Consider the following 20,486-nt stretch of genomic DNA (forward strand, 5'->3'; position numbering starts at 1 on the left):
CTTTTTTTTATCACTTTTGTTTTATTGAGAGATTGTACCTAAACTAAAAACGCCAGTTTTACCGTTTTCATTCATCAGTTTTTGCGCATCGTAATTCATCATTAAATTAATGTTTTTATCATTTAAATCCCAATTATAAGGGTCTTTAAACCATTCTGCAATATTCATCTTAATTTCAATAGTTGCATTATTTTTAATAGTAATAGAGCCTAGGTTTATAGAAAAAGAAGTGTCTTCAGCTTTTTTTGTAGCAGTGTTATAGGCTCTTATTACGTGGTAGTTATATGCTTTTTGTACGCCTGTAGAATTTTTATATTTACCATCTAGTTGCATAAAATGATAACCACCACCTAACATAATTGGTACATTCCAGGAGGCAGTGTTTAAATCTTGATAATTCCCATCTATATTATCATTTTCATTGAAACCAAAAGTTACAGTTAAATTATAGCTTCCTTCTTTTATTTTTTCAGGTAAATTATGAATCAAACTGTTATTATCACTTAAATCGACTAATTGATAACCATCAAAAATAGTTGCTTTTTCATTACCATTAGTTAACGTGATTTTTGAAATTAAATAACGAAGCCTGTCAATAGTAAGCTTGGTGCCCAGTTTGTTGGTAAATTCAGTTGTACTTAAATCAGATTTTTCAATGGTGGTACCATCCCAATTTTGAGAAAAATTTACCTTAACAGTAACCTCTTTAATTGGTTCATCATTATCAGATTTAATTGGTTCATCATTATCAGAACTACATGAAAAAAGGATTATACTTAAACATAGAACTAAATATCGTTTCATTTTTATTTATTTTAATTTTATTATTAATAGGTCAGAAAAGCCTTTATTTGTTATAATGTCTCCATTACTACTATTGCTTTCACCGACAGCAATTATATTTCCGTTAGCTAATTGAATAGCATCGTAACAAAAATCTATAGCCGTACCACCAATTGTTTTTTGCCAAAGTTGATTTCCATTGGTGTTTATTTTAAGAAGCCAAGCATCATTTTGACCTTTATTAGTTATGTTATTGTTATCACTTCTAGAGCTACCTGCTATTAAAAAATTACCGTCACTAGTTTTATTAATTGAACGCCCAACATCAAAATTAGCACCCCCATAATTTTTTTGCCAAATTAAATTACCTTCAGAAGTTATTTTTATAGCCCATAAATCGGCTCCTCCATTATTGTTTGTTACATCTTTGGTGTTGCTACGAGTGTCTCCTATAATAATGAAGTTTCCATCATTAGTAGTAGTTATAGCTCTTGCTTTGTCAATTTCGTTGCCTCCGAAAGATTTTTCCCAAAGTAGTGTACCTGTTTTGTTTATTTTTATCACCCAAAAATCGTAGCTTCCTTTATTATTTTTAATATCAACATCAACACTATCTGATGAGCCAATCATTAAATAACCATCAGGTGTTTGGGTAATACCATAACAAGTATCTGTATTTGTACCTCCAAAATAGTTTCGCCATTCAATAGCTCCATCAGTATTTAATTTTAGAGCCCAATAATCACCACCAGCATGTTTTGCTGCTGATCTAGCGTTTCCTGAGCCTCCTGAAGCTGTAACATCTAAAATACCTCCGATAAAAAATCCACCATCATTGGTTTGAATAATACTAAGCCCTTGGTCGGTTCCTGCAAAACCACTAGTTGTTTTCCATAAAATGTTTCCTGTGTTATTTAGTTTTAAAATCCAAACATCTTCAAAGCCTTCATTTGAGTTTAAATCACCATCAGCACTTTTACTGTATCCTATAATAGCAAAACCATTGTCGCTGGTTTCAATAATTTGATACCCTTTGTCATCTTTTGAACCTCCATAAGTTTTTTGCCATTGTAAGGTGTCGTTTTTATCAAATTTTAACAACCAATAATCGTACTGAATATTATTTTTTGTAGTTGAAACATCACCATCAATACTTTGTGTAAAACCTAAAACAGCATAACCATTATCAGAAGTTTGAATAATACTTCTACCACTTTCGTTTTTTGAGCCTCCGTATGTTTTTATAAAATCAACAGTTGGTTGCTTGTTTTTAGACGATGGAGTGTCATTATTACAACTAATAAATATTACAAATACAGGTAAAAATATTGAGATTGCTTTTAGCATTTATTGTTTTTTAACGATAAATAAACCACTATTAATATCACTAACCACTATTTTTCCACTGTCAAAATAAGGGTATACATTCCATACGCCATTAAAATTAGCACCATTGTTATTTGGATAGGTGTCAAAAAAACCAGTTTCTGTTATTGATTTACTAGATATATTTGAGATATCAATAAAACGAACACCAGCTGTATAGTTTGCTAAGTAAAAGGTGTTGTCTTTTGTATAGCCGTTATGATCTATAGCATTAGTTGCACCAGTATATGTAAAATGCTCTTTAGGATTGTCTAAATCTGTAAAATCAAAAATAATTGTTCTTGTTTTGTTACCAAATTTTTGTTCGTCTAGCTCATCGCCTAAAATAAAATATTTTTTATTTTCAGTAAACCAACCTTGATGGGTGTAACCAACATTTGCATATGCTATTTTAGCAATGTTTTTAGGGTTTGATTTGTTGCTAATATCTACTATTACAATTTCATTTTCGTTACTACCTATTAAAATTTCTTTACCTGTATAATCAGTATCAGGACCGTTATAATTTATAACCTGTGCATCATGACTGTAATTATCTGTTCCCCATCCACCTTCTGTTTTAGGGTTTTTAGGGTCTTGTATATTAATAAATAACGGGCCTCCTTTGTAAGGGCCAGATTTACTGGTTCCTACCGGATATGCATACCCTGAATTTTCGTTAATGACCATGTTATGAGCGCTACCAAATTCTGTAAAATGTGTGTCAGGACTAAAAGTTTCTGGAGGGCTAGGTACATTTCTTAATCTAGTTAAATCAAAAACTTGCATACCATGGTTGTAAGCTTCACTTACTATAAAAGCATGGTTTTTGTATACTTTAACATCTCTCCATGAACTGTTGTTTGTTGCTGTAGGTACTTTACCTAAGTAAATAGGGTTGTTTGTGTCTGAAATATCTATAAAAACGGTTCCGTTATTTACACACATTATTGCATATTCTTTATTAGTAGTAATATCTGTCCATCCCCAAGAATCATTTGCTTCTGTAGCACCAAAAGTACTTAATGGCATGTTTAAAAGTAAATCATACTGTTTACAAGGGTATATTCCAGCCATACCTGCGGTACATGGAACTTTGTTTCCATTAGGTGAACTGTCACATATATCTCCTACACCGTCGTTATCCGTATCTTTTTGATCAGAATTGGCATCAGTAGGGCAATTATCTAATGCATTTATAATTCCATCGTTATCATCATCTTCACACACATCACCTACGCCATTATTATTACTATCTTTTTGATCAGAATTAGCAGTATTGGGGCAGTTATCTATATTGTTGTTTATTCCGTCGTTATCAGTATCATCATTACCATCATCACATAGATCACCTATACCATTGTTATTACTATCTTTTTGATCTGGATTAGCTATTAAAGGACAATTATCATCAATATCTTTAACGCCGTCGTTGTCATCATCATCATCACATGCATTACCTTTTCCATCATTGTCAGTATCTAATTGGTTTTGATTAGCCATATTAGGACAGTTATCTAAAGAGTTTTCAATTTCATCATCATCGCTATCGTTATTAATTTTTATAGCAGCAGGAGAACATGAAAGTAACAGTAAAAATAAAGAGAATAAAGTAGTTTTTTTTAAGATATTACTCATAGTTAGTTTTTTAAAGGGCTAAAGTTAACGAATTAACTAGTTATAGAATAGTTAATAACTAATAAACCATATGTTTATTTTAATGGTACTTGTTTATTTATATTATTTTGTTTCCTTGGTAGTTGTTATATTTGTAGTATGTTAGAAGATAAAAACCAAGAGAGAACTTCATTAGCTAAACTAGGAGAGTTTGGATTAATTAACCATTTAACAGAACATTTTAAGTTGTATAATTCATCAACAGAAAAAGGAATTGGTGATGATGCAGCTGTGTTAGATGCTTCAAAAAAAGAGCGTTTAATAACTACTGATTTATTAGTAGAAGGTGTACATTTTGATTTAAGCTACATGCCTTTAAAGCATTTAGGTTATAAGGCTGTAATGGTAAATTTGTCAGATGTTTATGCTATGAATGGTGTTGCAGAGCAAATTACAGTATCTATTGCCGTTTCAAATAGATTCCCGTTAGAGGCATTAGAAGAATTGTATGCAGGTATTCAATTGGCCTGTGATACTTATAAGGTAGATTTAATAGGGGGTGACACTACATCGTCAACAAAAGGGATGTTACTATCTGTAACGGCAATAGGAACAGCTAATAAAGAGGATGTTGTTTATAGAAATGGAGCAAAAGCTACAGATTTAATTGTTGTTTCAGGTGATTTAGGGGCAGCTTACCTCGGATTACAGGTTTTAGAAAGGGAAAAACAAGTATTTCAAGTTAACCCAGAAAATCAACCAGATTTAGATAATTATACATATTTAATAGAACGTCAATTAAAACCAGAAGCTCGTAAAGATATAGCGGAGTTGCTAAAGAAATTAGAAATAAAACCAACAGCAATGATTGATATTTCTGACGGATTATCATCTGAAATAATGCATATTTGTACACAAAGTAAAATGGGATGCAAAATTTATGAAGATAAGTTGCCTTTAGATCCGCAAGTTATTTCTACTTCAGAAGAGTTTAATATGGATAGTACTATGATTGCTTTAAGTGGTGGAGAAGATTATGAACTGTTATTCACGGTTCCTATTGCTGATTTTGATAAAATTAAATCAAATCCACATTTATCAATTATAGGTCATATAGTTGAAGAAAATCAAGGAATGAATTTAGTTACGCGTGCTAATCAAGAAATTGAACTAAAAGCACAAGGGTGGAATTCTTTTAAAGATTAAAACCTAAATTAAATTATAGTTTAAAAACTACCCCAAAAAAGGGTAGTTTTCTTGTTTGTTTTAAAGCTATTAAACTTTTTATTACCAATAATTTTCTACTTAAGGTAGTACGTTTCTTTGATTAACCCAAACAATTATTTTAACCGCAGCTAGTTGTGTTTGCTAAGTTTTTTTTTGATTAAAATAAATAGATGCATTTTTTTTTCAATAAAAAAAGTAGCTTTAAAATAAAATATGGTGTAAAAATTGTATATTAGTAATCGAAAAGTAAAATTATTAATTAACTAAAAAAAAACAAAAAGAGAATGGGAATTTTTTCATTTATTAAAAATGCTGGAGCCAAAGTATTTGGTATCGGAAAAACAACTGAAGAAGAAGCTGCTGAAAAATCTGCAAAATTAGTAGATGCGGTAAATAAATTAGACTTGTCTGTAGAAAACTTATTAGTGTCAATCGATGATGATAAAGCAACTGTTTCAGGAGAAGCTGCTGATTTAGCAACTAAAGAAAAAGTAGTTTTAGTAGTAGGAAATACCGAAGGTATTGCGTCTGTAGAAGATAATATGACAGTAGCAGAAGTTGAGGTAATTGAAGAGGCTGAAATGGCACAATTTCATACTGTAGCAAGTGGAGATACTTTAGGTAAAATAGCAAAAGAGTTTTATGGAGATGCAATGAAATATCCTGTAATTTTTGAAGCAAACAAACCAATGTTATCGCATCCAGATAAAATTTATCCAGGTCAAGTATTAAGAGTACCACCTTTAATGGACTAATTAAGAGTATAAAAAATCACAAAAAGCACTATATTTATAGTGCTTTTTTTTTGATTAAAATTCAACAATATTCTCGACCTTTGCTTGTTTGTTAAATGTAAAAAAATGAATCAAAGAACACTTGCTTTAGTAGCATTGTCAGTAGCAACTCTTATTTATGGAGTAACCTTTACTGTAGCAAAACAAGTAATGCCAATGTATATTAAGCCTTTTGGTTTTATTGTAATTCGTGTAGGTGGTGCTGCTATTGTTTTTTGGTTTTTAGGCCTTTTTGTAAAAGAAAAAAATATTGAAAAGGCAGACTATAAAAAAATTGCCATCGCAGCCTTTTTTGGAGTAGGTTTAAATATGCTTACTTTTTTTAAAGGACTAAGTTACACAACGCCTATAAGTGCCTCCGTAATGATGGTTACAGCACCTATTTTAGTATTAATATTTTCAAGCATTCTTTTAAAAGAGCGTTTAATTTTACAAAAAATAATAGGAGTCATAATTGGTTTAATAGGAGCCATTATTTTAATTGCCTATGGAAACTCATCAAATGCTGGTGCTAAAAACATAATGCTAGGTAACTTTTTAGTATTTATTAACGCAGCTTCTTATGGAATGTATTTGGTTCAAGTAAAAAAATTAATAGCAAAATATAATCCAATCGTATTTGTAAAATGGTTGTATTTATTCGGTTTGCTCTTTGTGTTACCTTTTGGTTCATTAGAACTAACTCAAGTTGAGTGGGGTTTAATGCCTACGTCAATTTATTTAAAAGCAGGCTTTGTAGTATTATTTACCACCTGTATTACCTATTTATGTAATTTATACGCCTTAGCAAGATTAAAACCAACAACGGTAAGTGTTTTTATTTATTTACAACCCGTAATAGCATCTATTTATGCTTTAATTGTAGGTAGTGATAGTTTTAATACAGTCAAAATAGCAGCTACACTTCTGATCTTTTTAGGTGTCTTTTTGGTAACTAAACAAGTAGCTGTTAAAAATAAATAAATGTATCTTTGCAGTTATTAAAATGATGATATGATACAGTCTATGACGGGTTATGGAAAATCCGTATTACATTTACCTACCAAAAAAGTAACCATTGAAATAAAGTCTTTAAACAGTAAAAATTTAGACTTAAATACAAGAATTCCATCTTATTACAAAGAAAAAGAATTAGCCGTTCGTAAAAAGTTAGCGAGTAGTTTGGTAAGAGGTAAAATAGATTTTTCTATTTATGTAGAAATGACTGCAGATGAAACATCAACAACAGTAAATAAAGCAGTAGTTGCAAACTATGTAGCACAGTTGAAAGACACTATGACTGCTGATAGTACTAATGCTGTTGAGTTTTTAAAAATGGCAGTAAGAATGCCAGATGCTTTGAAAACCGAGCGTGAAGAGTTAGATGAAAATGAATGGGTTCAAATAGATACCCATATCGATGAAGCTTTAAAAGAAATTATAGCATATAGAACCGACGAGGCAAAATCATTAGAAGATGATTTTAAATTAAGAATTGCAAATATTCAATCGGCATTAGAAGAGGTTAAAAAGCTAGATGGCGATAGAATAGAAAACGTAAAAGAACGTTTACAAAAAGCATTAACAGATTTAAAGGTTGAAATCGATGAAAATCGTTTTGAACAAGAGTTAATCTATTACCTTGAAAAGTTAGACATAAACGAAGAAAAAGTTAGGCTAGCTAATCACTTAATTTATTTTTTAGAGCAATTAAACACTGATGATTCTAATGGTAAAAAATTAGGATTTATAGTTCAAGAAATAGGAAGAGAGGTAAATACCACCGGATCTAAAGCTAATTTTGCGCCAATGCAAAAAATAGTTATTCAAATGAAAGATGAATTAGAAAAAATAAAAGAACAAATTTTAAACGTTTTATAAAATGTCTAAAAATTTTAAAGGAAAATTATTTGTATTTTCAGCACCTTCAGGATCAGGAAAAACAACTATCGTTCGCCACTTACTAAATCAAAAAAAATTTAATTTAGAGTTTTCAATATCAGCAACATCAAGAGCCCCAAGAGGCTCTGAGGTTCATGGAGAAGATTATTATTTTATATCTGCAAATGAATTTAAACAAAAAATTAAAGCAGATGAATTTTTAGAATGGGAAGAAGTATATCGAGATAATTTTTACGGAACTTTAAAAACTGAAGTAGAACGTATTTGGGCTCTAGAAAAACATGTTATTTTTGATATTGACGTTGCAGGAGGCTTACGTATTAAAAACAAATTTCCAAACGAAACTTTATCTGTTTTTGTAAAGCCACCAAGTATTGATGAGCTTAAAATTCGTTTAAAAAAGCGAAGTACCGAAAGTGAAGATAAAATAAATATGCGTATTTCTAAAGCATCTGTAGAATTAGCAACCGCTCCGCAGTTTGATAAAATTATAAAAAACTATAAATTAGCAGTAGCTTTGAAAGAAGCTGAAAATTTAGTGGCAGATTTTTTAGGTATTACTAATACAGTATCAAACGAAGAATAGTTTTAAAGCTTAAAGAATAGTTATGAAAAATATTGGGTTGTATTTCGGAACTTTTAACCCTATTCATGTAGGTCATTTGATTATTGCAAATCAAATGGTTGAAAACTCTGATTTAGATGAAATTTGGATGGTTGTTACACCTCATAATCCATTTAAAAAGAAAGACACCTTGTTAGATAATTATGATCGTTTAGAAATGGTGTATTTAGCAACCAAAGAATACGATAAAATTAAACCATCCGATATTGAATTTAGCCTACCACAACCTAATTATACAATCAATACTTTAACACATATTACAGAAAAACATCCTAATTATAAATTCAATTTAATTATGGGTGAAGACAATTTAAAAAGTTTTCATAAGTGGAAAAATTATGAAGCAATTATAGAAGATTATGATATATACGTATATCCACGAATTTCAGTAGGAACTGTAGAAAGTCAGTTTAAAGAACATAATAAAATACATAGAGTTGACGCTCCCATAGTTCAAATATCCTCTACAATGATTCGTAACGGAATAAAAAACGAAAAAAACATTAAGCCCTTAATAGCTCCACAAGTTTGGCAATATATAGATAAAATGAATTTTTATAAAAAATAGTATTGGTCTTATTTGAAGCTATTTCCTGCTTTTCGCACTCGCTTCTCGCAGAAAAAGCGAGAGAGCTCAAACAAATGCTTCAATCAGGGCTAACACATTTATTAATTTAAAAGCTATTATTTAGAGTTTTTTTAATAATTTAAAAGTGAAACTTAGTATGTGTACTAAGTCCATGTAAAAAATAGTTACACAAAATTTTCGTTGTATATTTGAATTCCAAACTAGTAGTAACGTGGCTAAAATTCAAAAAAAGCGAAAGCTTAAACAAAAACTTGTAGATAAATACCGATTGGTAATTTTAAATGAAGACACATTTCAAGAAAAATTTTCATTAAAATTATCAAGATTAAACGTTTTTGTTTTTGGCGGTGTATTTTCAATAGTACTTATTGCATTAACAACATTATTAATAGCCTTTACAGGGCTAAGAGAATATATACCAGGATATTCATCAACCTCCTTAAAAAAAAAAGCTACCCGTTTGGTTTATGAAGTCGACTCTTTGAAAACTCGACTAGCAGTTATTGAGCGCTTTACAAAAGCTTTAAAACCAGTTTTAACAGGTGAAATAAGTCCTGATAAAATAGATTCGATACAAACAGAAACACAAAATATACTAGTAGACCAAAGTAAGCTAGAAGCAACAAAACAAGATTCTTTATTTAGAGAAAAAATTGAAGGAAAAGATCGTTTTCCTTTATCTGAAGGAGCTGAAGGAAGGGCTAAAATAGTATTCTTTTCACCCTTAACAGGTACTGTTTCTCAGGCTTTTAATATGAGCGACAAGCATTATGCAATAGATATTGTAGCAAAAAAAGGCACTCCTGTAAAAGCAATTGCTGATGGAACTGTGATTTTAGCCGAATGGACTGCAGAAACAGGTTATGTTATAACAATACAGCACTCTAACGAGTTTATATCAGTATATAAACACAACGGAACTTTATTAAAACAACAAGGAGATATTGTTAAATCAGGAGAAGTAATTTCAAGTGTTGGCTCTACAGGTGAGTTAACCACAGGTCCACATTTACACTTTGAGTTATGGAATAATGGATTTCCTGTAACTCCGACAGATTATATAGATTTTCAATAATTAAAATAATGTACAATGAGCATCAAGTCAATACTCGCAATTCCTTTTGCAAAACAAGTACAAAAGCAGGTATATAAGTGGGCTAATGCACCTCATAAAACGCAAGAAAAAGTATTTCAGTATTTGATAAGCGAAGGGTGTAAAACAGTCTTTGGTACAGATCACGATTTTGTGTCTATTAATAATTATGAAGATTTTAAGAAACGCGTACCTATATCAGATTACGAAGGATTACGTAGTTATATAGATAGAATTGTTGAAGGCGAAGAAAATGTGCTATGGAAAGGTAAACCATTATATTTTGCTAAAACTTCAGGAACAACCTCGGGGGCAAAATATATTCCAATCACAAAAGAGTCAATGCCAACACATATAAAATCAGCGCGTAATGCCTTGCTATTATATATTGTAGCAACAAATAACGCTAGTTTTGTAAATGGGAAAATGATTTTTTTACAAGGAAGCCCTATTTTAGAAGATATGAACGGTATTAAATTAGGGCGATTAAGTGGAATAGCAGCGCATTATGTGCCAAATTATTTATTAAAAAACCGCTTACCAAGTTGGAAAACCAATTGTATTGAAAATTGGGATATTAAGGTTGATAAAGTGGTTGAAGAAACCATAAATGAAGATATGTCTGTAATTAGTGGAATTCCATCTTGGGTACAAATGTATTTTGAAAAGTTAATAGCTAAAACAGGAAAACCGATTTCAGAAACCTTTCCAAATTTTAATTTTTTCGTGTACGGAGGTGTTAACTTTGAACCTTATAAAAATAAATTTGAAGCATTAATAGGTAAAAAAATTGATTATATAGAATTATATCCCGCTTCAGAAGGATTTATTGCTTACCAAGATTCGCAAACCGAAAAAGGAATGTTATTGCAATTAAATTCAGGGATTTTTTATGAATTTATACCTGCAATTGAATTTTATGATGAAAACCCAACACGTATTTCTTTAACAGATGTAAAATTAGGTGTTAATTATGTTATCATTTTAAATACTTCGGCAGGTCTTTGGGGTTATAATATTGGCGATACAGTTGAGTTTACTTGTATAAAACCATACAGAATAAAAGTTACAGGGCGTATAAAGCATTTTATATCAGCCTTTGGCGAGCATGTAATTGGTAAAGAAGTAGAAAAAGCATTAAATGATGCTATTGTTGGTACAAATATAAATATAAGTGAGTTTACTGTTGCTCCACAGGTAAACCCAGAGAGCGGTTTACCATACCATGAATGGTTTATTGAGTTTGAAAATGAACCTGATAATTTAGATGAATTAGCAGCTAAAATAGATGCTTCTATGCAAAGTCAAAATACATATTATTTCGATTTAATTACAGGTAAAATACTACAACCATTAATTATTAGAAGAGTTAAAAAAGGTGGTTTTCATGAATATATGAAATCGATAGGTAAGTTTGGAGGACAAAATAAAATTCCACAATTATCAGATAATCGTAATATTGCTGATGTATTAAAAGAATTTTTATTGTAGATTTAAAGCCTAACCAAACAATATAAAATGAGTACAACAATTAACGGAGTAACTTTAGAGTTAATAAAGTTTGAAAAATTTGAAACTAACATTCCTGAAGTTAATAAACCAACAGGGCCTTTAGTAAACATATCAGGAGCAGAAGGCAGTAATAGTACACCTTATACAGTGACTGTTTTAGCTTATTTACCAGATAATACTACTTTAAACCCTATAAACAATACAAGTGGTTTGCAGTTGCAAGGAAACGAAATTTATTTAAATTACTATGGAATTAACCCTGTTAGTATTTTAAATAAAGAAGGTGGAGTTGATATTGTACAAGGAAGAGATTTTCGGGTAGAGTTTAATATTGAAGAAGTAGCTGCTAATTTTGATTTGTATTATATTCAGTTTACATATAAGGTAGAAGAGGGTGCATCTGCAGATGTTATTTGGCTTAAACAGGCAAATGAATATACAGGAGCTAACAACAACTTAAGAGGGCCTATTGGAGATAGAGGTACTGTAACAGCACCTGCAACATCACCCCCTGGAACATTTTAATTATATGTTTAACAAAAACATATTAATGCTATTTTTAAGTGTAACCTTATTCGCTTTTTCTCAAAAAGAGAAAACGAATAAGGTTAGTTTTATTATAAATAAAGGTACTGAACTATGTTATGAAAATAAAAATATTTGCAAAGCATTTATTTTTTATAAGGATGAACAGTATGACTCCTGTTACGCTTATTCAAACAAAACATTATTATTAACCAAAAAACTAGAAGAAAAAAATTTCTTAAATTATATTCTTGCTTATAGCGCCTATCGTAAAGGTTTTTATAAAAAGGCTTCAGCAAGCTTAGCATTAATTTCTAATGATCAAAACTATGAGCCGAAAAAAACATATTTATTAGGCAGTGTTTATTTAAACTTAAAGGAATACGATAAAGCTATAACTAATTTTGAAAAATGGGAAACTAATACAGCAATTGCAAGTATTGATGAAAAAAAAGCAATGCACCATAATTTAGGATTATGCTACTTAGGGAAAAAAGAATTTGAAAAAGCAACTCTTTTTTTTAATAAAGAACTGTCGTTGATTAAAAAGAGTGACACACTTTTTATGATTAGAACAAAAATAGACTTAGCAAATGTGTATTATCTACAATATTTAGATAAGCAAGCTATTCCGCTGTTTAAAGAAGCGTATGATTTAGCTAAAATATTTTCTGATATAAAACTAAAACAGCTTACAGCTCAAAATATGGCAGCTGTAGAACGTAATAGAAAACGGTATAAAGAAAGTGTAGCGTACTATTTAGAGCACGATAAATATAAAGACTCTATTTGGAACAGAGACCGTATTTGGGAGCTTACAGAGAAAGATAAAAAAATAGCTGTTGCACAAAAACAGGAAGAAATAGCAGTTCAAAACCTAGAGATAAAACATCAGAAAGCTATTCAAAAAGAATTGCTTTTTGGAGCTATTATATTATTATTTTTTTTAGGAATTTTAGCTTTTTTCTATAGAAAATTACGTAGTAGTAATAAGTTAATTATTGAGCAAAAAGAAGCTTTAATTATAGCAAATAAAACAAAAGATTATTTGTTTTCGGTAGTATCACATGATTTACGTTCACCCATTAATAGTATAAAAAAACAACATCAGAAACTAGCAAAACATATTGCTAATAACAATTTTTCAGCAATTAAGGAAGCTACCAAATCAGCAATTGCAGTTACTGAAAGTACTAGCCATTTACTAAATAATGTATTACATTGGTCTTTAGAGCAAAGTAATCAGTTAAATTTTACAAAAGAAGAACACGTGTTGCAACACATTATAGAGCATGTGTTATTTGATTATGAAGATTTAGTAGAAGCTAAAAATATTTCAGTTTCTAGTGATTTTGAAGAGGAGATAATTGTTTTAACGGACAAAGAATCTCTAAAAATTGTAATTCGAAATTTAATAGATAACTCAATGAAATATATGAATGGTTCTGGAAGTATATTAATTAACACAAAAAAATATTCTGAAACTACAGCACAAATTGAAATTAAAGATACGGGTATAGGAATATCTAAAGAAAAACTTCAAAAAATAAATGAATTAAAAGATTTATCTATTGATAAAATAGATAGATCTAAAGGTGTAGGGTTGGGTTTATTATTGTGTCAAACTTTGATTAAAAAAAATAATGGCACATTGTTTTTTAAGAGTGAACAAGGGGTAGGTACAACAGCAATTATATTATTACCTTTAGTTTAATAATATGTCTTTTTTTAATGATTTTTATAATTAAAGCTATTCATTTTGATTAAAAATGAATAGTATCTTCACAAAACCCAAATAATATAAATATTTAAGCTAATGAATAATTTAAGATTACTCCTTTTAGAGGATTTAGACGAAGAAGCTACGGATATAATTGAATTTTTAGAAGATAATAATTACGAAGTTATTCGTGTAAAAAAAGCTGTAGAAGCTGAAAAGGAGATAAAAAACAGATTTTTTGACATTATACTTCTTGATATTATGATTGATGGAAAGCCAGAAGGTATTTCATTAGCACATCGTTTAAATAAACAGCATATAGAAACTCCATTTTTGTTTTTAACAAGCATGCAAAGTAAAGCAGTGTTTGATGAAGCTAAACTAACAAAACCATATACTTATTTATTAAAGCCGTTTAATAAATTAGAGCTTTTGTACTCTTTAGAGTTGGCTTTAGAAAAATTTCATGAGCAGTCAAGTAGTATTAGTTTAAGTGATAAGAATGCTATTGTAAGTCCATCTTTTTTATTTGTAAAAAAGAAGCGAAGCATTATGAAAGTTGACACAGCTTCTATTATTTATATTGAGGTTAAAGAAAAATATTGTAAACTTGTTTGTAATGAAGGTGATTTTTTAATAAAACTTTCTTTAACAAAAATTAAAGAGCTACTTGGTGATACTAATTTTACGCAAACACATAGAAACTACTTAGTAAATACTAATAAAATTAAAGAAATTTATTTTGAAGATAATTTATTAATTTTAGAAAATAGTAATAAAATATTATTTAGTGAGCGTTTTAAAAATCAGTTTATAAAAAGTAATACTATTTTTAGATAGTAGTTTTAAAAAAAGGTAGAATATAAAACATAACCTCCCCTTTATGGATTATATTCTATAACTACCTTTTTTGAACGTTTTTGGTTAGTAATATTGTCATGAATATAGTAACCCCTTTTAGTTAAAAAAAACCCTTCCTTTTTATTTTAACTGGTATAAATATAATTTGGAATACTTATTGTATATTAATTTTAATACTTTAGTGTTTTAAAATAGGTAAGAAGCGTATTTAAAACAAGTATAAGTGTTCTGTGAAAGAGTAATTAATTTAAAGCTGTTTTTTTACAAGGTTTAAAAAAATAACTCAAACATATTTTTGAACTATTTTACTTCCAATTCAAATACTTTTTGAAGCATTTTATCATCCGTTTGATTTACTTTATATAAACCTTCATCACTAAAAAGTTCTCTAGCAATTAATGTTTTTAAGTTTCTTTTTAATTGTTTTTTTGTTTTTTTAGAAAACTTATAGTTTTTAATTTCTTTTAAAAACATAGAAGAAACTTCGCTATTGTTATCAAAATTTTTGATAAATTCTTTTACGGTTAGGTTTTCTAGTTTTTTTCTGTTTGTATCTACATAGTTAAATGCAAAGTTATTCAAAGGTCTAAAAAATATGGTAGGAATATAGGTTGTTGTATCTACAGCAATAAAATAATCAGGAATTATACCGCCGCCACCATATACGGTTTTACCTTTTGGAGTGGTGTATTTTAAGCTATCAATAGTTTTTATGCTATCTTTAGTAAAAAATTCTCCATTTTTTAATCTATTATCAAAATCATTATTATAATTTTCGTTAGCCTCTTCTTTTTTATATGGTTTTTGAATAGAGCGTCCTGTTGGTGTGTAATAACGAGCTGTTGTTAAACGAACTGCAGATCCATCTCCTAAGTCCATTTCTTGTTGCACTAATCCTTTACCAAAAGAACGGCGTCCGATAATAATTCCTTTATCATTATCTTGTAAAGCACCTGCAACAATTTCTGAAGCAGAAGCAGAATTTTCATCAATTAAAACATATAAACCACCTTTTTCAAAATTACCTTTTTCTGACGCAAATGATTTATTAATAGTTCCTTTATTGTTTTTGGTAAACACAATTAATTTATCATCTTCTAAAAATTCATCAACAATACTGTTAGCAATATCAATGAAGCCACCACCATTTCCACGAAGATCAAGTACTAAATCGGTCATTCCATTTTTTTTAAGAGTCATTAAGGAAGTTTTAAATTCTTTATAAGAATTGCGTGCAAAACGATTTAGTTTTATATAACCAATACTGTCATTTAACATGTAAGCAATATCAACACTTTTAATATTTACTTTATCTCTGTTTATGTTTACGTTAAAAATACTATCTGTTGTTTTTCGGTAAACTTGTAAGGTAACCTTTGTGTTAGGTTTACCTTTTAAAGATTTCATTATTTGGGCAGTTTCTAAATTTTTACCAAACAAGGTGTCTTTATTAGCTATTAAAATTCTATCTCCAGCTTTAATCCCAGCTTTAATGCTAGGGCCTCCTTTAATAGGGGAAATAACAGTAATAGAATCACCAATCATACGAAATTGCACACCAATACCAACAAAATTACCTTGCATGTTTTCAGTAATCAATTGAAGATTTTCTTTAGGGATATATACAGAGTGCGGATCTAATTTAGCAAGTATTTGTGTAATAGCGCCATCTAATAAATCATCAGTATTTACATTATCAACATAATCGGTTTGTATGTAGTCAATCAACCGTTTTATTTTTTTTTCAGTTGATGAGTTTGTTCCAATAAAATTGGTAGTGCTTCCTTTACTAAAAAAATTTCCGATAAGAATACCGAACACAACAGCAATTGATAAGTATATAGGTAAATTATTCTTGTTCATAAGGCAAATGTAATAGTTCAATACCCGCTTTTGCTAAAAAATCTACTCCAGATGAATCTTTATACCCTTCAGCATATACTACTCGTTTTATACCAGCCTGATGAATTAATTTACTACATTGTTGGCAAGGAGATAAGGTAATGTATAACGTTGCTCCTTTACAAGATTGTGTTGAAGCAGCAACTTTTAAAATAGCATTAGCTTCGGCATGTAAAACGTACCATTTTGTATATCCTTCTTCGTCTTCACAATAATTTTCAAAGCCTGAAGGCGTTCCGTTATAGCCATCAGAAATAATCATACGATCTTTAACTATTATGGCTCCTACTTGTTTACGTTTACAATGAGATAATTTACCCCATTCTTGTGCCATTTTTAAATAGGCTTTGTCGTATTTTAATTGTTTTTTACTCAAAATAATAAATTAAGTGATGTGCTAAGGTAGTTAGATTTAAAAAGTTGTGTAGTTAATTGTTTACCAAAAAACGCGATTTATCATCATTTGAAAGGCAAAACCGATAACGATAGAGGAGATTATTAAAATCCAATCACGACGATTTACTCCAAATATAGCTTGTACTATTGTTCCTATTAATAAAATTCCTAAAACAATAATAATTTGTGCTGCCTCTACACCAATTGCAAATTCTAGAAGTGGTATTAGTTTATCAGATGTTTTACCTATCATTATTTTAAAATAGTTCGAAAAACCTAAGCCGTGAATTAAACCAAAGAATAAAGCTAAAAATAAATTCTGATTTTCTTTACCTACCGATGCTTTTTTAGCTGTTAAAACATTCATTAAACCAGTAATAAAAATAGTAAGCGGAATTAAAAACTCTACTAAATTTGCGTTTACATTTAATATTCCGTAAGCTGATAAAGCTAAAGTAATAGAGTGACCAATAGTAAATAAGGTAATAAGCCATAAAACTTTAGTCCATTGTTTAAATTGATACACAACGGCAAGTACTATTAAAAATAAAATATGGTCGTAAGCTTTAATATCAAGTACATGAAATAAGCCCATTTTAAAGTAGAAGATAAATTCGTTCATTAGAGGGTTTTAAATTTTTATTTGTCGATCTATTTGTTGGTCTAAAGATATAAAAGTTTCGGTTCTTGAAACTCCTTTTATATTTTGAATATCCTTGTTTAATAAATGCATTAAATCTTCATTGTTTTTACAAAGAATTTTAATAAAAATGGCATAATTACCAGTAGTATAATGACTTTCTACCACTTCAGGTATTTCTTTTAATCTTTTGATAGCAGATGAGTATAAGCTAGATGAATCTAAAAACACCCCTACAAAAGCAGTAGTGTTATATCCTAAAGCTTTAGGATTTAGTACCATTTTGTAACCATCAATTAAATTAGAAGCATCTAATTTACGTAAACGTTGATGAATAGCAGCTCCTGAAATACCTACTTCACGTGCAATACTTAAAATAGGGGTACGGGCATCTGCAACCAATCGTTTGATAATGATTTTGTCAATTCCGTCAATTTTTAATTTCTTAATCATAGTACAAAAATAAGGAAAGTTGATTAATGTTTTTTGAAGATGCCTTACCTTTGTAAACTATGTATGCTCTTGTTGATTGTAATAATTTTTACGCTTCCTGTGAACGCGTTTTTAATCCTACTTTAGAAGGAAAGGCAGTTGCTATTTTAAGTAATAATGATGGTTGTGTAATAGCAATGAGTGATGAGGCTAAAAAAACAAAACTTCCGTTTGGCGCACCTATTTTTAAATGGCAACAGTTTTGTGAAGAGAATAATGTTACGGTGTTATCATCTAATTATTCATTATATGGTGATATGAGTTCGCGGGTAATGAAAATACTAGAACAGTTTTCTCCAGATATAGAAGTATACTCTATTGATGAAGCTTTTTTACAATTAAAAGGTTTTGAAGTTTATAATATAGAAAATTATGGAGCCAAAATAAGAAGTAGAGTTTTACAATGGACAGGAATTCCGACCTGTGTAGGAATTGCACCAACCAAAGCATTAACTAAACTGGCTAATAAAATAGCGCGTAAATTTCCTGAAAAAACAAAAGGAGTGTATGTTATAGATTCTGAATTGAAAAGAATAAAAGCATTACAATGGATGCCTATTGAAAATATTTGGGGTATTGGTAGTGCCTTAGCTAAAAAATTAAAAGCAAAAGGTTGTGTAAAGGCGTATGATTTTACTCAACTTGATGATGTTTGGGTGCGTAAAAACTTATCAATTACTGTTTGGAGGCTTAAAAAAGATTTAGAGGGCATTTCTAAAATAGGTTTAGAAACTCCTGTAACTAAAAAAGCAATTGCTACTACTAGAAGTTTTGAATATACTTTTTCTGATATAGATAATATAAAAGAACGAATAGCTACGTTTGCTGTAAATTGCGCAGAAAAATTACGGAAACAAAAATCATGTTGTCATATGGTTATGGTATTATTGCAAACTGATCGGTTTAACAAAGATACTCCGCAATATAATATTAGTAAAACAGTAGTTTTTTCTTATCCAACAGCTTCAACATTAACTATTGCCAAAGCAGCTGTAGCTGCTGTAAAAACTATTTTTAAAGAAAACGTAAAATATAAAAGAGCCGGTGTAATTGTTACAGGCTTGGTGCCTTCAGATAATTATCAAATAAATATATTTGAATGTGAAAATGCTAAACATAAACCTTTAATGCAAGTAATTGATAAATTAAATAGTTCTTTTAAAGCAGATAAGGTTAAATTAGCCAGTCAAGATTTAAAACGTACTTGGAAAATGCGTCAAGAGCGATTGTCGCCAAAGTACACAACCAATATTAACGATATTATTAGCGTAAAATAAATTATGAGTACATCACAAGCATTAACATTTTTGTCGCCCAAAGAAGCTAGTGATAGCGATGGTGCAATTTTTATGGATATTGGTATTTCTGCTGGGTTTCCATCTCCTGCCGATGATTTTAGAGAAACTCGTATTTCTTTAGATGAAGAGCTTATTAGAAATAAAGAAGCTACTTTTTTTGCTAAAGTTAGCGGACAGTCTATGATAGGTGCAGGATTAGATGATAATGATTTATTGGTTATTGATAGGAGTATTAACCCTACCAATAATAAAATAGCTGTTTGTTTTTTAGATGGTGAATTTACCGTTAAAAGATTAAGAGTAGAAAAAGAGGAGGTTTGGTTGCAACCAGAAAATCCTGATTATCCTATAATTAAAATTACAGAAGAAAATAATTTTATTATTTGGGGAATTGTTACTAGTGTAATAAAAAGAGTATAATATATAATAAAAAAATCCAGCAATTTTACTGGATTTTTTTATTTATAATCAATTGCTTTTAGCAAAATTCATCATAAGCAGCGGCTAAATTTTGAGCAATAGCTTGAGCTGAATGACCTTCAATATGATGACGTTCTAAAATGTGCACTAAGTTACCATCTTTAAATAAAGCAATGGCTGGTGATGATGGAGGAAAAGGCACCATGTGTTCTCTTGCTCTAGCTGTAGATTCTTTTTCTACACCTGCAAATACCGTAGTTAAGTTTGTTGGTGTTTTTTCTGCTCCTAAAGAGGCAATTGCACCTGGTCTTGCAGTACCTGCTGCACAACCACAAACAGAGTTTACCATTACTAAAGTTGTTCCTTTTTTAGCTAAAGCTGTATCAACATCTTCAGCAGTATATAAAGCGTTAAAACCGGCATCAATTAATTGATCACGCATTGGTTTTACTAATTCTTCTGGGTACATATTTTTTGTGTTAAATAGTTTAGGGCAAAGATACTTTATTTAGAAACAAGAATCAAACCTAAACAATTGATGCTTTTTATATAGTATGTTTTTAGAAAAAGGCTAACTGTTTTTAGCAATAACTTAGTAATTACACTTAGCCCCGATTGAAGCATTTGTTTGAGCTCCTTGCAAAGAGCGAGTGCGTAAAGCGGGAAATAGCTTCAAATTGTTTTTATGTTATTTATAAGGTAATTTTTAAATATCTTATTTTTTTAAAACGAAATAATTACTTAAA

At 29.7% G+C, this 20,486-nt stretch carries 21 protein-coding genes and 1 pseudogene; 13 read left to right on the forward strand and 9 right to left on the reverse strand.

Annotated features, from left to right (window positions below):
- Positions 1–21: 21 nt before the first annotated feature.
- The 4 genes and pseudogenes from ACN5J4_RS08130 to ACN5J4_RS08145 all read right to left on the reverse strand — a co-directional run.
- A complete protein-coding gene (locus ACN5J4_RS08130) occupies positions 22–804 on the reverse strand; it encodes an MbnP family protein (RefSeq protein ID WP_418649512.1) in 783 nt (260 codons plus the stop codon).
- Between the two features lie 6 nt (positions 805–810).
- Positions 811–2,130 (reverse strand): hypothetical protein, encoded by a 1,320-nt coding sequence (locus ACN5J4_RS08135; protein WP_418649513.1) that lies wholly within the window; start codon positions 2,128–2,130, stop codon positions 811–813.
- Positions 2,131–3,564 carry a choice-of-anchor B family protein gene (locus ACN5J4_RS08140; protein WP_418651152.1) on the reverse strand — a complete coding sequence of 478 codons (1,434 nt, stop codon included), beginning with the start codon at positions 3,562–3,564 and terminating at the stop codon, positions 2,131–2,133.
- Positions 3,538–3,786: pseudogene (locus ACN5J4_RS08145) on the reverse strand (thrombospondin type 3 repeat-containing protein); the annotation flags it as partial. The gene ACN5J4_RS08140 and the pseudogene ACN5J4_RS08145, both read right to left, overlap by 27 nt.
- Before the next feature lie 138 nt (positions 3,787–3,924).
- Here ACN5J4_RS08145 and thiL point away from each other — a divergent pair.
- The 11 genes from thiL (at position 3,925) to ACN5J4_RS08200 (ending at position 14,571) form a co-directional block, all read left to right on the forward strand.
- Positions 3,925–4,971, forward strand: coding sequence for a thiamine-phosphate kinase (gene thiL / locus ACN5J4_RS08150; RefSeq protein ID WP_418649514.1), 1,047 nt, complete (start codon positions 3,925–3,927; stop codon positions 4,969–4,971).
- Between the two features lie 305 nt (positions 4,972–5,276).
- A complete protein-coding gene (gene lysM / locus ACN5J4_RS08155; RefSeq protein ID WP_418649515.1) occupies positions 5,277–5,747 on the forward strand; it encodes a peptidoglycan-binding protein LysM in 471 nt (156 codons plus the stop codon).
- A 105-nt stretch (positions 5,748–5,852) separates the two neighbouring features.
- The gene (locus tag ACN5J4_RS08160) at positions 5,853–6,749 is read left to right on the forward strand and encodes a DMT family transporter (RefSeq protein ID WP_418649516.1); all 897 of its coding nucleotides are present in this window, start codon (positions 5,853–5,855) and stop codon (positions 6,747–6,749) included.
- Between the two features lie 42 nt (positions 6,750–6,791).
- Positions 6,792–7,646: a YicC family protein gene (locus tag ACN5J4_RS08165; protein WP_418651153.1), complete on the forward strand. Its 855-nt coding sequence runs from the start codon at positions 6,792–6,794 to the stop codon at positions 7,644–7,646.
- Position 7,647: 1 nt separating this feature from the next.
- Positions 7,648–8,253 (forward strand): guanylate kinase, encoded by a 606-nt coding sequence (gene gmk / locus ACN5J4_RS08170; protein ID WP_418649517.1) that lies wholly within the window; start codon positions 7,648–7,650, stop codon positions 8,251–8,253.
- 22 nt (positions 8,254–8,275) lie between these two features.
- Complete coding sequence (gene nadD / locus ACN5J4_RS08175; RefSeq protein ID WP_418649518.1) at positions 8,276–8,860, forward strand: nicotinate (nicotinamide) nucleotide adenylyltransferase; 585 nt, start codon at positions 8,276–8,278, stop codon at positions 8,858–8,860.
- Positions 8,861–9,092: 232 nt separating this feature from the next.
- Entirely contained in the window at positions 9,093–9,956 is an 864-nt protein-coding gene (locus ACN5J4_RS08180) for a M23 family metallopeptidase (RefSeq protein ID WP_418649519.1), read from the forward strand.
- A gap of 15 nt (positions 9,957–9,971) precedes the next feature.
- Positions 9,972–11,465, forward strand: a complete 1,494-nt coding sequence (locus ACN5J4_RS08185; protein WP_418649520.1) for a GH3 auxin-responsive promoter family protein — start codon at positions 9,972–9,974, stop codon at positions 11,463–11,465.
- A 27-nt stretch (positions 11,466–11,492) separates the two neighbouring features.
- Positions 11,493–12,011, forward strand: coding sequence for a hypothetical protein (locus ACN5J4_RS08190; RefSeq protein WP_418649521.1), 519 nt, complete (start codon positions 11,493–11,495; stop codon positions 12,009–12,011).
- A 25-nt stretch (positions 12,012–12,036) separates the two neighbouring features.
- Positions 12,037–13,725, forward strand: a complete 1,689-nt coding sequence (locus tag ACN5J4_RS08195; RefSeq protein WP_418649522.1) for an ATP-binding protein — start codon at positions 12,037–12,039, stop codon at positions 13,723–13,725.
- A gap of 102 nt (positions 13,726–13,827) precedes the next feature.
- A complete protein-coding gene (locus ACN5J4_RS08200; RefSeq protein WP_418649523.1) occupies positions 13,828–14,571 on the forward strand; it encodes a LytR/AlgR family response regulator transcription factor in 744 nt (247 codons plus the stop codon).
- 321 nt (positions 14,572–14,892) lie between these two features.
- On the opposite strand, the gene ACN5J4_RS08205 is transcribed toward ACN5J4_RS08200, so the two are convergent.
- Genes ACN5J4_RS08205 through ACN5J4_RS08220 form a run of 4 tightly spaced genes read right to left on the reverse strand, consistent with a single transcriptional unit; the run spans position 14,893 to position 17,983 of the window.
- Positions 14,893–16,455, reverse strand: coding sequence for a S41 family peptidase (locus ACN5J4_RS08205; RefSeq protein WP_418649524.1), 1,563 nt, complete (start codon positions 16,453–16,455; stop codon positions 14,893–14,895).
- A complete protein-coding gene (locus ACN5J4_RS08210; protein WP_418651154.1) occupies positions 16,442–16,873 on the reverse strand; it encodes a deoxycytidylate deaminase in 432 nt (143 codons plus the stop codon). Before ACN5J4_RS08210 ends, ACN5J4_RS08205 begins: the two co-directional genes overlap by 14 nt.
- Before the next feature lie 57 nt (positions 16,874–16,930).
- Positions 16,931–17,512 (reverse strand): HupE/UreJ family protein, encoded by a 582-nt coding sequence (locus ACN5J4_RS08215; protein WP_418649525.1) that lies wholly within the window; start codon positions 17,510–17,512, stop codon positions 16,931–16,933.
- Between the two features lie 9 nt (positions 17,513–17,521).
- On the reverse strand, positions 17,522–17,983 hold the full coding sequence (locus ACN5J4_RS08220) for an Lrp/AsnC ligand binding domain-containing protein (RefSeq protein WP_418649526.1): 462 nt from the start codon (positions 17,981–17,983) through the stop codon (positions 17,522–17,524).
- A gap of 59 nt (positions 17,984–18,042) precedes the next feature.
- Here ACN5J4_RS08220 and ACN5J4_RS08225 point away from each other — a divergent pair, with 59 nt between their 5' ends.
- Entirely contained in the window at positions 18,043–19,299 is a 1,257-nt protein-coding gene (locus tag ACN5J4_RS08225; RefSeq protein WP_418649527.1) for a Y-family DNA polymerase, read from the forward strand.
- A gap of 3 nt (positions 19,300–19,302) precedes the next feature.
- Positions 19,303–19,740, forward strand: coding sequence for a LexA family protein (locus ACN5J4_RS08230; RefSeq protein ID WP_418649528.1), 438 nt, complete (start codon positions 19,303–19,305; stop codon positions 19,738–19,740).
- 58 nt (positions 19,741–19,798) lie between these two features.
- On the opposite strand, the gene ACN5J4_RS08235 is transcribed toward ACN5J4_RS08230, so the two are convergent.
- Positions 19,799–20,209 (reverse strand): BrxA/BrxB family bacilliredoxin, encoded by a 411-nt coding sequence (locus ACN5J4_RS08235; protein WP_418649529.1) that lies wholly within the window; start codon positions 20,207–20,209, stop codon positions 19,799–19,801.
- Between the last annotated feature and the right edge of the window lie 277 nt (positions 20,210–20,486).

The organism is Tenacibaculum aestuariivivum (genome assembly GCF_964507685.1).
GTDB lineage: Bacteria > Bacteroidota > Bacteroidia > Flavobacteriales > Flavobacteriaceae > Polaribacter > Polaribacter aestuariivivum.

Excerpts from the sequence above, each read along its gene's own strand:
- ACN5J4_RS08130 (WP_418649512.1), bottom strand. The coding sequence starts at position 804 with ATGAAACGATATTTAGTTCTATGTTTAAGTATAATCCTTTTTTCATGT.
- ACN5J4_RS08235 (WP_418649529.1), bottom strand. The coding sequence starts at position 20,209 with ATGTACCCAGAAGAATTAGTAAAACCAATGCGTGATCAATTAATTGAT.
- ACN5J4_RS08225 (WP_418649527.1), top strand. The coding sequence starts at position 18,043 with ATGTATGCTCTTGTTGATTGTAATAATTTTTACGCTTCCTGTGAACGC.
- ACN5J4_RS08230 (WP_418649528.1), top strand. The coding sequence starts at position 19,303 with ATGAGTACATCACAAGCATTAACATTTTTGTCGCCCAAAGAAGCTAGT.
- ACN5J4_RS08205 (WP_418649524.1), bottom strand. The coding sequence starts at position 16,455 with ATGAACAAGAATAATTTACCTATATACTTATCAATTGCTGTTGTGTTC.
- ACN5J4_RS08160 (WP_418649516.1), top strand. The coding sequence starts at position 5,853 with ATGAATCAAAGAACACTTGCTTTAGTAGCATTGTCAGTAGCAACTCTT.
- ACN5J4_RS08135 (WP_418649513.1), bottom strand. The coding sequence starts at position 2,130 with ATGCTAAAAGCAATCTCAATATTTTTACCTGTATTTGTAATATTTATT.
- ACN5J4_RS08220 (WP_418649526.1), bottom strand. The coding sequence starts at position 17,983 with ATGATTAAGAAATTAAAAATTGACGGAATTGACAAAATCATTATCAAA.
- nadD (WP_418649518.1), top strand. The coding sequence starts at position 8,276 with ATGAAAAATATTGGGTTGTATTTCGGAACTTTTAACCCTATTCATGTA.
- gmk (WP_418649517.1), top strand. The coding sequence starts at position 7,648 with ATGTCTAAAAATTTTAAAGGAAAATTATTTGTATTTTCAGCACCTTCA.
- ACN5J4_RS08200 (WP_418649523.1), top strand. The coding sequence starts at position 13,828 with ATGAATAATTTAAGATTACTCCTTTTAGAGGATTTAGACGAAGAAGCT.
- ACN5J4_RS08190 (WP_418649521.1), top strand. The coding sequence starts at position 11,493 with ATGAGTACAACAATTAACGGAGTAACTTTAGAGTTAATAAAGTTTGAA.
- thiL (WP_418649514.1), top strand. The coding sequence starts at position 3,925 with ATGTTAGAAGATAAAAACCAAGAGAGAACTTCATTAGCTAAACTAGGA.
- ACN5J4_RS08185 (WP_418649520.1), top strand. The coding sequence starts at position 9,972 with ATGAGCATCAAGTCAATACTCGCAATTCCTTTTGCAAAACAAGTACAA.
- ACN5J4_RS08215 (WP_418649525.1), bottom strand. The coding sequence starts at position 17,512 with ATGAACGAATTTATCTTCTACTTTAAAATGGGCTTATTTCATGTACTT.
- lysM (WP_418649515.1), top strand. The coding sequence starts at position 5,277 with ATGGGAATTTTTTCATTTATTAAAAATGCTGGAGCCAAAGTATTTGGT.
- ACN5J4_RS08165 (WP_418651153.1), top strand. The coding sequence starts at position 6,792 with ATGACGGGTTATGGAAAATCCGTATTACATTTACCTACCAAAAAAGTA.
- ACN5J4_RS08195 (WP_418649522.1), top strand. The coding sequence starts at position 12,037 with ATGCTATTTTTAAGTGTAACCTTATTCGCTTTTTCTCAAAAAGAGAAA.